This is a genomic window from Candidatus Pelagibacter sp. HIMB1485 (assembly GCF_052048055.1).
In the GTDB taxonomy this organism is placed as follows: domain Bacteria; phylum Pseudomonadota; class Alphaproteobacteria; order Pelagibacterales; family Pelagibacteraceae; genus Pelagibacter.
In genome coordinates, this window is record NZ_JBNAIN010000001.1 from 420,704 (window position 1) to 437,049 (window position 16,346).

The window sequence follows — 16,346 nt, forward strand, 5'->3', positions numbered from 1 at the left end:
ATGAAAAATGTTGGCCTAGCAGAAGTTTTAAAAATTAATGTAAAGCCAATTCTTCATAGTTTTGAAAAACTGATTGGGCCAAGTTCAAAATGGAACAGATTGTTTAATAAGTCAAATTGGTCTAAATATACAAATTTAGGTAATCAACATGTAAAGTCTCCTATATTTAAAAAAAAATATCGTGATATTTTACGTGTTGCCAGTCAACATATGGGTTTAAGTGATTTTTATCATCAGGCTCAACCTACTTTTAGAATCCAATTGCCTGGCTCTAAATCGGTAACATTTCATAATGATTATTTAATATCAGGACACGGTAAGAATATTCTTAATTTCTGGTTTCCACTAACCAATGTAAATCAAGAAAATTGTCTTTGGTTACTTGAAGATAAACAGTCTAAAATGTTACTTAAAAAATTTAAGTCTGAACAATTATCTTTAAATTTGCTAGACTCTATTGCTAGAGAAAATTCTAAGCCTGCTTTGATTAGAAAAAATGAAATGCTATGTTTCTCTAACAAAATACTCCACGGGACAGTTCATAATAACAGCGATCAGGTCAGAGTTTCTTTAGATTTTCGATGCTTACCAATTGATGAAGATCCAGGCACCAGAGTGTTAGATGTTGATTATATAAAGTTATCTCAACCAAAAAAAAAATTGTTGACACAATGTGTATCTGTTGTCTTTCAGTCTGGTGATGTTAAACATATAGGGCACAATGCGCAAAGAGTAGTAATTAATGATTACGCTATAAAGCACGGCTTTTCTATTATAAAAGAAACTTCTGAATGGCATCATTTAGATTTTTATCCAGAGATATTAGATATTTTAGAAAGTCATCCAAATACACCTATTTTAATTTTTTCTAAATCTTCATTCAATTTAAAATCTAAAGCGTGGAAATCATTAGCAATTAAGTTAAAAAATCATGGCAGCAGGATATATTTTTGTTTAGAAAATGAAATTTTTTAATAATGAAAAACATTTTAGTAGTTGGTATAGGTAACTTCGGTTCATGGTGGGTTTTATCTTTATCCAAAATTAAGACGCCAGCAAAAATTTATTGTTTTGACACTGATCAATCAAAATATAATGTATTAAAAAAAAGACTAGATAATGACAAATCGCTTGCGTTAAATGAACACAAATTGTGTTTTATAAATTCTATTAGTGATGCACAAAAAAACTTAGATGTAATTGTTGTTTCAACCAATGCAGATATTCGTTTAAAGATTATTCAAGAACTTAGACAATTATATTCTACGAAAAATTGGATTATTGAAAAAGTATTAGTTCAGTCATCGGATCAACTTAAAACTTTAGTAGACTGTCTTGATAAACAAAAAGTTTATGTAAATCATAGTAGAAGATTGCAACCTGCAACTAAATTTTGTAAGAATATATTGGATAATAACGCGCCATTAAAAAAAGTTAGATATTTAGGAGGACGCTGGGAACTTTTAAGTAATTCTTTTCATTTTATAGATTTATTTTCTTATTGGTTTGATGCTGAGTTAATAAAAATTGACACAACAGAATTAAACAATCATTGGCATCCATCAGCTACACGCCATGGTTTTTTTGATGTTAGAGGAATTCTTAAAGTGAAATTTAATAACAACATTGAATTAATAATGGATTGGAGTAAAGATAATAATGATTCAACTTGGATTTTTGATTATGTTGATGAGGAGATTAAATATCACGAATTATCAGGAGAAATTTTTAAAAATAATATTCTTTTAAAAAGCATGCCCTTGCTAAAATTTAGTGAAATGGGACAATTTTTAGAGCCAATTTTAATAGGTAATAATAAAAGTGAAAAGATACTCCCACAATTGATAGAAGTTAAAAAAAGTACATCTCTTTTGCTTGACGCTTTTTTAAACCATTGGAGAGTCAGTAATGATAAAGAAAGTCAAATCGTACCGATCAGTTAATGCCATTAAGAATGAATTATATTTATTTCTTTTTAAATCTTTATTTCCTGGTATAGATTTTTTTTATTAAAATTAAATTTTGTCCAAATGTCACAAGATATATTAAATAAATTAACGATAGTTATAATATCTTATAATAGACAAAAATACTTAAAACGAATTATCAAATTTTGGTCAAATTATAAGGTGAATATTTTAATTATAGATGGGAGCTTAAATAAATTAGAAGATGATTTTACAAATTACAAAAATTTAACATACATACATAGTCAAAAAAGTTTGTACGAAAGATATTTGAATTCAGTTGATTTTATTAAAACAGAGTTTGTTATTTTAGCTTGTGATGATGAATTTTATCTACCTTCAGCATTACGTTCATGCATTAATTTTTTATTATCAAATCCAAGCTATTCAAGTTGTGGGGGTCGCGCAATAGGTTTTCGCACTAAAAAAAAAAAAATATTTGGCATTAGGCAGTATTCTAAATTAAAAGATTTTGATTTAATTGACAATAATGCGAAAGTAAGAGCTCATACTCATTTTTCAGCCTATGTCCCAGCTCATTTTTATTCAGTGATTACAACAAATATATGGAAAATTGTAATTTCAAATGTTTTTAAAAAAAAATTTAATTTTTTTGGTTCATTTGAATTACAAGTAGAATTTTTGATTACTATATCTGGAAAATCAAAAATAATTTCAGAACTAATGTGGTTGAGAAATAATGAAGAAACAAAAATCAATATCGAAAGTGATCCAAAAATAGATATTTGGTGGAATAATGGAAAATTTGAGAAAGAAAAAGAGATATTTCTATATAATATGAAAAAAATTGTTAATAAACTTGACTTAAATCAAGAGTCAAAATTAGACGAACATACTATTAAAAATATTTTTGAAACATATGTCCAAAAAATAAATCAAAATACTAAAAAAAATTATTTAAGGAAAATTTCAAAATTAATACCATATGAAATTAAAGCATTAATCAAGTTTATTAAAAAATGGTACCATATAAAAACTTACAGGTATAGACCTATTTTAAATGAAAAAAATTTTTCAGAGGAGATCAAAGTGCTTGAAAAAGAAAAAATTTTTATTAATCAAGAAGAATTAAATAAAATAACTTCAATCTTAATTGATCAAAAATAGTTATGTTTAATATATTTTTTAAAAAAATTAAGAAACTTATCAAAATCAAATTTCTTTTTAGTTTTCCAATTAAAAAGAAAATACTTCTTTATGACGAGTCTAATGTAAAAATATTAAAGGATATAATCAGACAAGATTTTAATGTAATTAAAATTCGAGAGATAGAAATTTATTTTTGGATTTTTATTAAACAAATTTTTTTTTTAGACTTTAGTTATACTACTTATTGCAAGAATTTTATAAGTTATACATCACCAAAGATAGTTATTTCAATTAATGACTCAAAAGTGCGATTTTTTGAATTAAAGAAAAAATTTAAAAATATAAATTTTATCTCAATGCAAAGTGGAGGTCGTTATCCAACAAATTTTAAAAACAAAGAATTCTTAAATAAAAATTTTTATTGTGATAATTTTTTTGTTTTTAACGAATACTATATTAAACAATATAAGAAGATTATAAATTCAAATTTTCATGTTTTAGGAGCTTACAGAAATAACATTGTTAAAGTTAAAAAATCTAGTAATAAAAATTTTTTACTTATTTCTGAATATGATAAAGATGGAAGAGATAAAAAAGTTATTAAATCTTTCTGTAAATTATTAGAATTGCTCAATATATATTTTTCTAGATCAAATAAAAAAATTCATATTCTTTTAAGACGTAAGAATTCCACTCAAAAAGAGGAGATGGAGTTTTACAATAAATATTTTGAGTCTAATTGTGTTTTTCATAATATTTTTGATTGGAAAAAAAGTTATCAAACAGTAGATAAATTTGAGAATATTATATTCATGCAGTCAACACTTGGTTATGAAGCGACTGCAAGAAAAAAAAAGGTTGCATGTTTTCAAACAAGTTTGACAGGAAGTAAATTTTGGTTTGGATGGCCAAAACCTTTTCAAAAGAAACATTATTTTTTTACATCTAAAAATTTGTCTTATAGTGAAGTAAAAAGAATTTTGACGAATTTAAATAATTGCAGCCAATCTACTTGGGAAAAAAAATATTATAACTCTATAAAAGATTTAGTATTTATAAATAAAAATAATGAAAAATTTAGAGAAATTTTATCTAAAATACTTAAAAATTCAATTTGACTTAAATTTTTTCTAAAAATCTGCCAATTGAATGTTAAGGTATTTTTAATTTTAGTTTTTTGATTTTAGACGATTAGATAATATTTTATTTATGCAGACAGTTAAAAAAATTTTATTTTTACTCACATCTAGTGAAATCAAAAAAGCCATATTACTATTAATCATGATTTTGGTAATGGCTTTATTAGACATGCTCGGTGTTGCATCTATACTTCCTTTTATGGCAGTCCTCTCATCTCCTGAGATAATCGAAACTAATATGATATATAATGAAATGTTTGAGATTTCTAAGAATTTTGGAGTTGAGAATGCTCGACATTTTATTTTTGGTTTAGGTGTCTTACTGTTCATATTATTAGTTACTTCTATTTCTTTCAAGGCTCTTACACTTTATGTGCAAGTAAGATTTGTTCAGATGCGCCAATACAGTCTTAGCAAACGTCTAGTTGAGAGATATTTGAATCAACCATATAGTTGGTTTTTAAATCGTAATAGTGCAGAACTAGGAAAAACTATTTTAACAGAAGTAAATCAAGTAATTGGATCTGGTGTGAGGCCTTTGTTGGACTTGATTGCGGGAATTTTTGTAACTATAGCAATTGTTGCTTTACTGGTCATAACCAATACTAAAATTTCAATGATAATTGGTTTTTCACTTATATTAGCATACGCAATAGTATTGATGATTTCACGAAAATATCTTCATAAATTTGGAGATCAGCGTTTGAAAGCAAATGAATTAAGATTTATTTCAGTCAGTGAAGCTTTTGGAGCGGCTAAGGAAATAAAAATTGGGGGATTAGAGAAAATTTATTTAAAACGTTTTTCTGATCCCGCCCACATATTTGCTCGAGCTATTACAAAAGCAAGTATTTTCGCTGAATTTCCTAGATTTGTTTTTGAAATTATTGCATTTGGTGGGATTTTGTTAGTAACACTTTATTTAATGACTCAAACAGGTAATTTTAGTGATGTTTTACCAATTTTAAGTTTATTTGTTTTTGCAGGTTATAGATTAATGCCTGCATTACAAAAAATTTATGCATCTATAGCCACACTTACATATATTGGACCATCTCTTGATAAACTGTATGCTGATATAAAGACATTAAAGAAAACCGATCAACATCAGTATCAAAATACCTTATCAATTAATAAATCTATTACTTTAAAAAATATACACTTCAATTACCCAAACACAACAAGGACAGCGTTAAAAAATATTAATATTTCTATTCCTGTAAAATCTACTGTAGCTCTTGTTGGTGCTACAGGAAGTGGTAAAACAACAATAGTCGATATAATTTTAGGATTACTTGAAGCTCAAAAAGGAAACTTAGAGGTTGATAGTCAAATTATAACAAAACAAAACCTTAGAGCATGGCAGCAATCCATTGGATATGTTCCTCAAAATATATTTTTAGCTGATGATACAATAGCCGCAAATATAGCTCTAGGAGTTGAAACTAAAGATATTAATCAATTAGCTTTAGAAAAAGCATCTAAAATTGCAAATCTACATGAATTTGTAGTAAACGAACTGCCAAATAAATACCAAACTTCTGTTGGCGAACGAGGTGTAAGGTTATCAGGTGGTCAGAGACAACGTATTGGAATTGCTAGAGCTTTATATCATGATCCTCAAGTGCTCATTTTAGATGAAGCAACAAGTGCTTTAGATAATCAAACTGAAAAAGCTGTAATGGATGCAGTAAATAATATTAAGAAAGATATTACTATTATCTTAATTGCTCATCGATTAAATACAGTAAAAAATTGTGATATAATATTTAAAATTGATAAAGGTCAACTTATAAGTGAAGGCACTTATAAAGATTTAATCTATCCCGTAGAAAATTCTAACACGATAATATAAAAAAGATTAATTAATGTTTATCTATAAAGGAAAAAGAAATTACCTGCATAGTTCTGATGTAATTAGCTTTATCAATAAAAATTATTCATTTAATAAAATTGATATAAAATTTCATAAAATATTAACATCTCAACCAAAAATTATTATTACTAATACACTAAATAAAAAAAGTCATCATGCAAGTATTGTGGCCAAAATTGAAAAAAAAAACATTAAAAAATTTTTATTATTCAAAGAGACAAAAGTTAAAATAAAAAATGATTATTCTTATGATGAAAACCTCTTGAATAAATTTTTTAAATTAACTAATAAAAATGTAAAATGTGATCTAAATACAGAAATTAAATATATTGATCTTATAGTTTCAATGTCAAAATTTTGGCATGTAACAAAAATTAAAAGAAAAAAATGGTTAGTAGCAAGGGTAAATTTATATAAAAAAATTTATGATAAACAAAATAAGCAAATATCAATTAGATTTAATAAAATAATGAATAATTCTTATACAGAGTCTGAAATAATGATTAATAAAAGTATATATGGTAAAATCTATTTTCAAGGTATTGGAAAATGATTACATTAAAACAAATAGAATTTTTATTACCCAAAAAAAAAATAAAAATTAAAGAAAAATATAAGTTAGTAAGTAATGCATTTTTAAAAAATAAAATTGGAGCCACTTCATTACCAAGGTTATCTAATAAGGAGTCGGTAGTAAATCTTTGTACTAAAGTGTCAAAAAAAATAGATATTAAAAAAATAAAAAAAAAGATTGGAGCTATAATTTTGTGTAGTCAAAATCCTGATTACAATGGTCTTCCACATAACTCATCAATTATTCATAATAATTTAGGATTAGATAATAACGTAGCATGTTTTGATATATCGCAAGGTTGTGCTGGTTATCTATTTGGCTTAGTAGCATCTCAATCATTTATAAAAAATAATCAATACGCACTTTTATTTACGTGCGATCCTTATTCAAAAATAATTTTAAATAATGATTTTAATACTGATATTTTATTTGGTGACGCAGCTACTGTTTCTATTTTAAAAAAAGGTGGACCTGGAAAAAAACTAATTGATTATGAATTTTTCAGTTATGGAGGAGAATATGAGGCAATTATAAACGATAATGGTTTAAAAATGGATGGAAAAAAAGTTATGAAATTCTGCACCAGTATTGTTCCTTTAAAAATAAAAAATTTTTTAAAAAAAAATAATTTAGATATTAATTCAATAGATCAATTTTATTTTCATCAGGGCAGCAAATATATTATTGATCAAATATCTTATCATTTGAATATTCCAAAAAGATCAAAACCACCGTTTATAAAAAATATTGGTAATACCGTTTCGTCAACATTGCCAATTTTAATGAAACAATATAATTACAAAACTAAAAAAAAAATTCTTATTTGTGGTTTTGGAGTAGGTTTATCGGTTTCTATTGGAATTTTAAATTAATAATATAGAGTTAATCAAATGTTTGATAATAAAATAAAAAAAAAAATAGAAAATGAAATTTCAAAAAAAATAAATTTTGAAAAAAATTTTATGGAAAACAACTTAGATTCGTTAGATTTAATTACTGCTATCAGCGTAATTGAGGATGAATATAAAATTGAAATAAAAGAGAAAGATTTAAAAAAAATTAATAACTTTAAAACGTTATATGCTTTTATTAAAAAACATAAATGAGAAGCAATTATAATTTAGATGATTTAATCAAATGTTGGAATAAATTAAATATTACTAAAGGTGACGTTGTTTATGTAACAGGAAACTTGTCCTATTTAGGACTTTATAAAACTCCCAAGAAGATACTTCCTGATTATTACAATACATTATTAAATGCTATTGGAAAAAAAGGGACAATTGTTTTTCCAACACATTCATGGAGTTTGGTTAAAAGTAACAAAACCTTCTCTCCAAAACATACCCCAAGTGAAACAGGAGTTTTAACTGAGTATTTAAGGATACAAAAGGGAGCGTATAGACAATTTCATCCTTTTTCATCAATATCAGCAATTGGTAAATATGCAAAGTATATTACCGAAAGTAAAAGTAAACATGCCAATGGTCCTAACTCTCCTTTTGATAAAATTATAAAATTAAATGCCAAGTTTATTTCGATAGGTCTAGCCCCAAATTTAACATGTTCACAAATTCATCATATAGAGTTTATGTTAGGTGTTCCCTACAGATTTGTTAAGGAGTTTAATGTCAAAATTAAAAAGAAAAAATTATTTAGAGAAAAATTTTACCTATCTGTTTGTTATAGTGAGATTAAAGATAATCATAGAGACAAAAATAAAAAAATTTTTGATAATTTTAAAAAAAAAAATAAAATTTATACAGACAAACTGGGAAAAGGTAATATCTACTTATATTCTATAAATGATTTTTATAAAGAAACGATGAGTTTAATGGAAAATGATATATATGTTTGGTTAAAAAAAATGCCAAAAATAAAAAAATGGATCTAAAAATAATTGCTAAATTAAGAGTTTAAAAAAAATTTAATACATGATTGGTAATGATATACATAAATTAGCTAAACAGCTTTGGCCATATAATAGGAGTCTAACTGGTCAGGGAGTAATTGATACTTTAAATCAAATTTCTAATCATATACCTAATTTAAATATTAAATCTATAAAATCTGGCACTAAAGTATTTGACTGGGTAATTCCAAAAGAGTGGGAAGTTCATGAAGCTTATATTGTAACTCCTAATGGTAAAAAAATATGTGATTTTTCTAAAAACAATCTTCACCTAGTTGGATACAGTATACCTTTTAAAGGAACTCTAAGTTTAAATGAATTAAAAAAGAATTTATATACTTTGCCAAAACAACCAAAGGCAATCCCATATATAACAAGTTACTATAAGGAAAGATGGGGTTTTTGTCTATCACAAGAACAGTTTGATACTTTAGATGATGGGTTATACAAAATTGTAATCTCTTCTACTTTGTCTGATGGTAAAATGAATTACGGCGAGCTGTTAATTAAAGGTAAAAGTGATAAGGAAATATTTTTAAGTACTTATATCTGCCATCCTTCCATGGCTAATAATGAATTATCTGGTCCAACAGTTGTTACTTTTTTGGCAAAATGGTTACAAATGGTTAACCAATTAGAGTATAGCTATCGTATAGTGTTTATCCCAGAAACAATTGGTTCCATTGCTTATTTAAGCCAAAATTTCAAAGAAATGAAAGATAAAACTATTGCTGGATATAATGTAACTTGTGTTGGCGATGATAGAGCTTATTCATTTGTACCATCAAGAAATGGTAAAACGATAAGTGATAAAATTGGCAAACATGTTCTTAAGTGGATTGATCGTAATTTTGTACAATATAGTTGGTTGGATAGGGGTAGTGATGAACGTCAGTATTGTGCACCTGGAATTGATTTGCCAATCGCTTCTATTTTAAGAACAAAATATGGAGAATATGATGAGTATCATACTTCGTTAGATGATTTAGAAAACGTAGTTACTCCAAAAGGTCTTAATGGGGGTTATTGGGCAATTAGAAAAGCAATAGAAGCAATCGAAAAAAATAAGAAATATAAAGTTTCTGTTAAGTGTGAACCTCAGATGAGTAAGCGAGGATTGTACCCAACTCTTTCTACAAAAGCATTTGACAAGGAAGTTAAGTTGATGATGGATTTCATTAGTTTTTGTGATGGTGAATGTTCACTTCTTGAAATTGCTGATAATCTAAATGTACCAATGTGGGATTTGTATGATATTGCACAAAAGCTTGAAAGTCATAACTTGATTCATGTAAATAAATGATAAAAATTTAAATAGTATAAAAATGAAATATGAAAATTAATAATCTTAATTTAAGTAATTTAAAAAAAAAAAAAATTAATTATAGAGAGTACTTAATTAAAAATACAAAATTAAGTATATCACAAATTACAAGTCTTTCCTACGATTTACAGTCAGGCAGTTATATTAAATTTCATAAAAAATTATTAAAAGGCAAAAAAAAAAACATCTATCTTCAAAATATGAAACGTCTATTCAAATATATTAAAAGTGAAAATTTTAAAACTATTTTAGACTTTGGAACAGGTGAAGGAACAAAACTTCCAAGTATTTTAAAATACAAAAAAAAACTCAAAAAACTTTATGCATGTGATGTTTCATTTAATAGACTGCATGTAGGATGTAATTATTTGAAAAAAGAATTAAAAAAAAATCAATTATCAAAAATTTTTTTATTTTGTAATAAAGACTTTGAATTACCATTTAAAGAGAGCTCTATAGACGTAGTTCTTACATTTGGTGTGTTTGAAAATATGACAAATAAAAAAATGAACGATATGTTTTTGGAATTATTAAGAGTTTCAAAAAAAAGATTAATATTAGTTGAGCCAAGAAATAGCAATATTACAGATACTGAATTACAAAGGATGAAAAAATTTAAATTAAATTTTAATTTAAACAAAATTTTAAAAAAAAATAATATAATATTTGTTGAAGATTTATGGAGTAAAAGCGTTAAAGATGCAACACCATATTCAATTAGAATAATAGATAAATATAGTAAATCCTCAAATGATATTAAATTTTATCTTAAAAATGAAAATTACCCGCTTGAAAAAATAGATAATTTTTTTTCCAATAAATTTGGAAAAATTATTCCCATAATAAATAATATTACAATATTTAGGTCCCTGAAAAATTTATATTATTTTAAATAAAATTAATTTAATTTTTTTTAAAATATTTTTTAAATTATATGAATTTATTTATAATTTTATAAGACATGTCTATCAGGATATATTTGCAATAAATTAATGACAATCTTGTATATGACTGCTAAGTATTAAAATATTTGATATGATTAAAAATTCTAACATTCTGATCACTGGAGGAACGGGCTCATTTGGTCATAGTTTTGTATCACTAACTTTAAAAAAATATAATCCCAAACGTTTAGTAGTCTTCTCACGTGATGAAATGAAACAATGGGAAATGGCAAAAAAGTTTAATGATGATCCAAGAATACGTTTTTTTATTGGAGATGTGCGCGATAAAGAACGATTACATCGCGCCTTACATAGTGTGGATTATGTTGTACACGCAGCAGCAACTAAAATTGTTCCAACTGCAGAATATAATCCATTCGAATGTATCAAAACAAATATTAATGGTGCCATGAACTTAATTGATGCTTGCATAGATCAAAATGTAAAAAAGGTAGTAGCACTCTCAACTGACAAAGCCAGTAGTCCTATTAATCTCTATGGAGCAACTAAGTTTGCATCCGACAAATTGTTTGTTGCAAGTAACTCATCTTATGCAAGTGGACATGAGACAAAATTTTCAGTGGTAAGATACGGAAATGTTATGGGTTCAAGAGGATCTGTAATACCATTTTTTTTGTCACTAAAAAACCAAGAGGTTTTGCCTATCACAGATAATAGAATGACACGTTTTATGATATCTTTAGAGCAAGGTGTTGAATTAGTGTGGCATGCTTTTAAAGATATGTTGGGAGGTGAAATTTATGTTAAAAAAATCCCTTCTATGAAAGTTACAGATATTGCGAAAGTTATTGCTCCTAAAGCAAAACATAAAATTATAGGAATTCGTCCTGGAGAAAAATTACACGAACAAATGATTAGTATTGAAGATAGTTATTCAACATATGAATATTTAAATTATTATAAAATTTTACCGCAGATTAATGACTGGGGAAAAGATAAGTTACGGATCAAAAATGGTAAAAAAGTACCCGAAGGATTTGTTTATAGTAGTGAAAATAATTCAGAGTGGGTCACAAAAGATGAATTAAAAAAATGGCTTTCTTTGAATAAAAATTACATAGGTCAAATATAAACAATAATATAACTTAAAAATATTATATTAAATAAATTAGTTAAAATTTAGGAATATAAACTAAGATGTATTTCAATTATTAATAATGAACATAAATCAAATACAATTTAGAGAAATTAAAATTTCAGATGCAAAAAAAATTTTAAATTGGAGAAGAAAAGATAGAATAACAAATTTTCAATTTACTGATATTAAAAATTCTATTAAACTTCAAAGAAAGTGGATTTTAGATTCTTATAAGAAAAAAAATTATTACCATTGGATTATATTATATAAAAAAAAAACAATAGGCTTTATTAGTATAAATGACATAGATCTAAAAAAAAAAGAAACAACATGGTCATGGTACATTGGTAATAAAAATTATTTTGCTTTAGGAGGTTACGTCCCTCCATATTTATATAATTGGATATTTAGAAAATTAAAAATAAATAGAATTTATGCCAATGTTTTTATTAATAACTATAATGTAATTCAAATTCATAAATTACATGGATACAAAACTTTAAAAAAGGTATACATAAGAAAAAAAAAAAACAAGGACATAAAATATATTAGAATGATATTGTCAAAAAAAAATTGGAATTTTAAAAAATATAAAAGATATAAATCTGATTTTCCAATTTTAAACTGGAAAAAATAAAATAATGAAAAAAAATAAAGTAATAGATTTAAAATTTATGCAATCTGTTTTCAAAGTAGCTTTAAATAATAATACCAAGATAATTCTTTCTTCTAAATTTGAAAAAGTAAAAGGTTGGGACTCGTTAGGTCACATGAAGATTATAAGTGAAATTGAAAAAAAATTATCTATAAGTTTTGAAATAGATGAAATTATTGGAATTAACACAGTTAAAAAACTAATTGAGTTAACAAAGAAAAAAGTTATGTAATGTCATCATTATATAAAATATTTTCAAAAAATATTAAAAAAGAACCTAGTAAAATTTTTATTTATAGTTTTAATGAAACTTTAAATGGAGATAGCTGTAAAAAAAGAATTAATTTTTTAAGAAAATTTATTAAAAAATATAAAATAAAAAACATTGGTATAAATTATAAAAATTCGACTGATTGGTTTTTCTGGTATTTGGCAGCAGATTCTTATGATTGTCAAATAGTTTTAATAAAAAATGACACTAAAAAAAAAGAACTTAATAAAATAAAAGCTAAATATCAGATAGATTACATTGCAGGTAAAATCCCAAAAAAATTTAATTTAAAATTAAAAATCAAAAGCAATAATAAAAGTAAAAGAAGAGATATATTATTTACATCTGGATCTCTAAACTTTGCAAAAGGAGTAATTATATCTGAAAAAGCTTATTTACACGTTGCGAAAATTTTAGTTAATAAATTAAATCAAAATGATAATGATATTGAGCTGTTATCAATGCCATTTGACCATTCTTTTGGATTAGTTAGATTGAGATGTTGTATTTTTGCAGGAACAAAAATTTTTATTTCTGATGGACTTAAAAAATTCCCAGAAATATTTAAATTTTCACAAGAAAATAAGATATCTGGTCTTTCATTAGTTCCATCTGGTTTAGAATTAATTAAATTATTACTTAAAGATAAAGTCAATTTATTTTCTAAAAAGCTTAATTATATTGAAATAGGAAGTAGCCACATAAGTAAAGAAGTGCGTGTTTGGTTAAAAGAGAATTTTTTAAAAACCAACATTATACACCATTATGGAATGACTGAAGCCTCAAGAAGTTTTTTGTTATCTAGGGGCAAAAGAGACGACCTAAAAAAAAATATAAATCTAATTGGTAAAATTATACCAGGATGTAAATATAAAATAGATGAAACAAATGGTGAATTATTATTAAAAGGTAAAAATTTATTTGATGGTTATTTCGATCAAGAAAATAAGAGTTTTAATAATGGATGGTTTAGAACAAGGGATATTGTAAAAAAGAAATCAAATAATTTGTATTTAATTGGTCGAGCAGATAATCAATTTAATATTGGAGGCAATAAGATTCAAGCAGAGATGATTGAAGAATTAATTGAAAATATAAATTATATTAAAAAATGTGTTTGCTTTACTCAACCGGATGTAATTTACGGCAGTAGTTTAGCATTAACATTAGAAATTAAAAAAAATATTAAAAAAGAAAATATTTTAAAAATAATAAAAAAAAAATTAATTGATTTACCCAATTATTACATTCCAAAAAAAATTTTTTTTAAAAAAATTTTACTAACGAAAAATGGAAAAAAAATTAGAACACCACAAAAAATAATTTATTAATGTATCAAAATTTTAGTAAAAAAATTGGATTTGGAAGCAAGGGATATAGCCTTTTTCTTAAAGAATTAAAATTGATTAACAAAGTTATTTTAATATCTGGGTTAAGTTCAGATTATGAAAATGTTTTAAATAAATTAAATAAAATTTTTAAAAAAAAAACTAGGCACATTAAGATAAAAGAAGATAGAGGTAATATAGACTCAGTAAATAAAATTTATACTCAAAATAAAAATATTGATACAATTATAGCTTTGGGTGGTGGTTCTATTATAGACTTTACAAAAAGATTGGTTTTAAAATTTAAAAATCATAAAAAAATTAATTTTTATATTTTACCAACTCTTTTAGGATCAGGTGCTGAGTCTTCAATTTCATCTATTATTAATACACCCTCTGAAAAAAATTTTGTTATAGATGAAAATTTTTTACCAGATGGAATAATTTATGATGAAAATTTGATTAAAACCGCCAGTAAATTAAGTTTATTGATGGGCATATTAGACGCGTTTTCACATTGTATAGAGTCTCTTACATCAGTAAATAAAAATCATTATCTTAATTTTTTATCTGTAGAAACATTAAATTCTTTTATTTACAAAAATTCTCTTAACTCTCTACTAAATAAAAATAAATTTAACTATTTAGATTTATCTATACTTTCTTTTAATGGTGGAATTGCACAGTCTAATGCGGGATCGGGTATTTGCCACGCATTGACTCATTCTTCTGAAAAAATTTTAAAAATAAATCATTCAGAAGGAGTAAGTTTTTTTATTAAACCTGTTTACAAATACCTATTATTAAAAAATAGAAGAGATTTAAAATCAGTAGATAAAAAATTATTTAAATACATTTCTAAGTTGGCTCAATATACAAACAAAAATGAGAATTCAAAAAAAATTAAAAGTTTAATACATAACAAAAATTTTATTGATAACTTGATAGATATATCAAAAAATGATATTTGCTGGAATTTATATAATAAGAATATTGATATAAAATTGTTAATAAATTTTCTTAAAAATGAAAATTCTTAGAAATAAAATTGAAAGTTATCTTGAAGTAGATCCCTTCATTTTGGATCAGAATGTTAAAAAAAAAAAATTTATTGATATAATTAGACATCAATTAAGACATCATATTAAGAACTGTAAAAATTATAGGCTATGGTATGAGAAAAATAATTTTCTAAAACCTGATAAAATTAATAAATATGAGGAAATTCCATTTGTACCCAGTGCAGTATTTAAAAATGTTGAATTGAAAAGCATTAAAAGTAAAACTAAAATAATAAGTTCAAGTGGATCCTCTGGTAAAAATAAAAGTTCAATAGCAATAGATGAAGCAACATCTAGTTTACAAAAAAAATGTTTAAGCAAAATCCTTAAAAGTACAATAGGTCAACAAAGAAGAATATTCTTTATTGCTGACGCTGAGCCTAAAGAAAATTTCGGACAAATGTTAATATCAGCTAGGTATGCAGGTATGTCAGGTTATCTTCTTGCATCAAAAGAGACAAATTATTTATTTAAACTTAATAATAAAAATCAATTGGAAGTGAATCATGATACTGTAAAAAAATTAAACAGCATAATTGAGAAAGAACCTATTGTAATTATAGGTTATACATATATTATCTATGATCATTTAATAAGAAACAAAGAGATTAAATTACAAAATTCTTTGTGTAATAAAAATACAAAACTTGTACATTTTGGTGGTTGGAAAAAACTTCACAATAATAAAATTACTAAACAAGAATTTAATAATCAGGCAATAACTAAATTTAAAATAGATGCAAATAATATAATGGATATTTATGGTTTTTCTGAACAATTAGGATCTATATATGTTTCTAATGGTAATGGTGGATGTAAAGTTAGTAATTATTCACATATTTTAATTAGAGATCCAAAAACTCTTAAAGTAGTTGAAGATGGACAAGTTGGGTTTATGCAATTTTTATCTATTTTGCCTTTAAGTTACCCAGGTATTTCAATACTTAATGACGATATCGGTTATATCTCAAAAAGAACTTTTGAAAAGAATGTTGAAAAAATTGAATTTAAAGTTCACTCTAGGCTAGATAAACTCGAGTTGAGAGGCTGTGGCGATACTTTACCAGATCATTATTATATTTAAAG

General features: G+C 24.8%; 17 protein-coding genes. All 17 read left to right on the plus strand.

Features of this window, described 5'->3' with window-relative positions:
* The 17 genes from ACTTA4_RS02220 (at window position 1) to ACTTA4_RS02300 (ending at window position 16,344) form a co-directional block, all read left to right on the plus strand.
* Window positions 1–975 carry a phytanoyl-CoA dioxygenase family protein gene (locus ACTTA4_RS02220; RefSeq protein ID WP_440633349.1) on the plus strand — a complete coding sequence of 325 codons (975 nt, stop codon included), beginning with the start codon at window positions 1–3 and terminating at the stop codon, window positions 973–975.
* 2 nt (window positions 976–977) lie between these two features.
* Window positions 978–1,943 (plus strand): hypothetical protein, encoded by a 966-nt coding sequence (locus ACTTA4_RS02225; RefSeq protein WP_440633350.1) that lies wholly within the window; start codon window positions 978–980, stop codon window positions 1,941–1,943.
* 87 nt (window positions 1,944–2,030) lie between these two features.
* Window positions 2,031–3,095: a TIGR00180 family glycosyltransferase gene (locus ACTTA4_RS02230; RefSeq protein WP_440633351.1), complete on the plus strand. Its 1,065-nt coding sequence runs from the start codon at window positions 2,031–2,033 to the stop codon at window positions 3,093–3,095.
* Between the two features lie 2 nt (window positions 3,096–3,097).
* The gene (locus ACTTA4_RS02235; RefSeq protein WP_440633352.1) at window positions 3,098–4,195 is read left to right on the plus strand and encodes a hypothetical protein; all 1,098 of its coding nucleotides are present in this window, start codon (window positions 3,098–3,100) and stop codon (window positions 4,193–4,195) included.
* A gap of 91 nt (window positions 4,196–4,286) precedes the next feature.
* Complete coding sequence (locus tag ACTTA4_RS02240) at window positions 4,287–6,071, plus strand: ABC transporter ATP-binding protein (protein WP_440633353.1); 1,785 nt, start codon at window positions 4,287–4,289, stop codon at window positions 6,069–6,071.
* Window positions 6,072–6,084: 13 nt separating this feature from the next.
* The gene (locus tag ACTTA4_RS02245) at window positions 6,085–6,645 is read left to right on the plus strand and encodes a hypothetical protein (protein ID WP_440633354.1); all 561 of its coding nucleotides are present in this window, start codon (window positions 6,085–6,087) and stop codon (window positions 6,643–6,645) included.
* Window positions 6,642–7,538, plus strand: coding sequence for a 3-oxoacyl-[acyl-carrier-protein] synthase III C-terminal domain-containing protein (locus ACTTA4_RS02250; protein WP_440633355.1), 897 nt, complete (start codon window positions 6,642–6,644; stop codon window positions 7,536–7,538). The genes ACTTA4_RS02245 and ACTTA4_RS02250 overlap by 4 nt, the downstream gene beginning before the upstream one ends.
* An 18-nt stretch (window positions 7,539–7,556) precedes the next feature.
* Window positions 7,557–7,772 carry an acyl carrier protein gene (locus ACTTA4_RS02255; protein ID WP_440633356.1) on the plus strand — a complete coding sequence of 72 codons (216 nt, stop codon included), beginning with the start codon at window positions 7,557–7,559 and terminating at the stop codon, window positions 7,770–7,772.
* Window positions 7,769–8,560, plus strand: coding sequence for an AAC(3) family N-acetyltransferase (locus tag ACTTA4_RS02260; RefSeq protein ID WP_440633357.1), 792 nt, complete (start codon window positions 7,769–7,771; stop codon window positions 8,558–8,560). Before ACTTA4_RS02255 ends, ACTTA4_RS02260 begins: the two co-directional genes overlap by 4 nt.
* Window positions 8,561–8,600: 40 nt before the next feature.
* Complete coding sequence (locus tag ACTTA4_RS02265; protein ID WP_440633358.1) at window positions 8,601–9,881, plus strand: DUF4910 domain-containing protein; 1,281 nt, start codon at window positions 8,601–8,603, stop codon at window positions 9,879–9,881.
* A gap of 29 nt (window positions 9,882–9,910) precedes the next feature.
* On the plus strand, window positions 9,911–10,798 hold the full coding sequence (locus tag ACTTA4_RS02270) for a class I SAM-dependent methyltransferase (protein WP_440633359.1): 888 nt from the start codon (window positions 9,911–9,913) through the stop codon (window positions 10,796–10,798).
* A gap of 139 nt (window positions 10,799–10,937) precedes the next feature.
* Complete coding sequence (gene pseB, locus ACTTA4_RS02275; RefSeq protein WP_440633360.1) at window positions 10,938–11,939, plus strand: UDP-N-acetylglucosamine 4,6-dehydratase (inverting); 1,002 nt, start codon at window positions 10,938–10,940, stop codon at window positions 11,937–11,939.
* Between the two features lie 85 nt (window positions 11,940–12,024).
* Entirely contained in the window at window positions 12,025–12,582 is a 558-nt protein-coding gene (locus ACTTA4_RS02280; protein WP_440633361.1) for a GNAT family N-acetyltransferase, read from the plus strand.
* Window positions 12,583–12,586: 4 nt separating this feature from the next.
* Complete coding sequence (locus ACTTA4_RS02285; RefSeq protein WP_440633362.1) at window positions 12,587–12,832, plus strand: acyl carrier protein; 246 nt, start codon at window positions 12,587–12,589, stop codon at window positions 12,830–12,832.
* A complete protein-coding gene (locus tag ACTTA4_RS02290; RefSeq protein WP_440633363.1) occupies window positions 12,832–14,202 on the plus strand; it encodes an AMP-binding protein in 1,371 nt (456 codons plus the stop codon). Before ACTTA4_RS02285 ends, ACTTA4_RS02290 begins: the two co-directional genes overlap by 1 nt.
* On the plus strand, window positions 14,202–15,239 hold the full coding sequence (locus ACTTA4_RS02295) for an iron-containing alcohol dehydrogenase (RefSeq protein ID WP_440633364.1): 1,038 nt from the start codon (window positions 14,202–14,204) through the stop codon (window positions 15,237–15,239). Before ACTTA4_RS02290 ends, ACTTA4_RS02295 begins: the two co-directional genes overlap by 1 nt.
* A complete protein-coding gene (locus ACTTA4_RS02300; RefSeq protein WP_440633365.1) occupies window positions 15,226–16,344 on the plus strand; it encodes a LuxE/PaaK family acyltransferase in 1,119 nt (372 codons plus the stop codon). Before ACTTA4_RS02295 ends, ACTTA4_RS02300 begins: the two co-directional genes overlap by 14 nt.
* Window positions 16,345–16,346 lie beyond the last annotated feature (2 nt).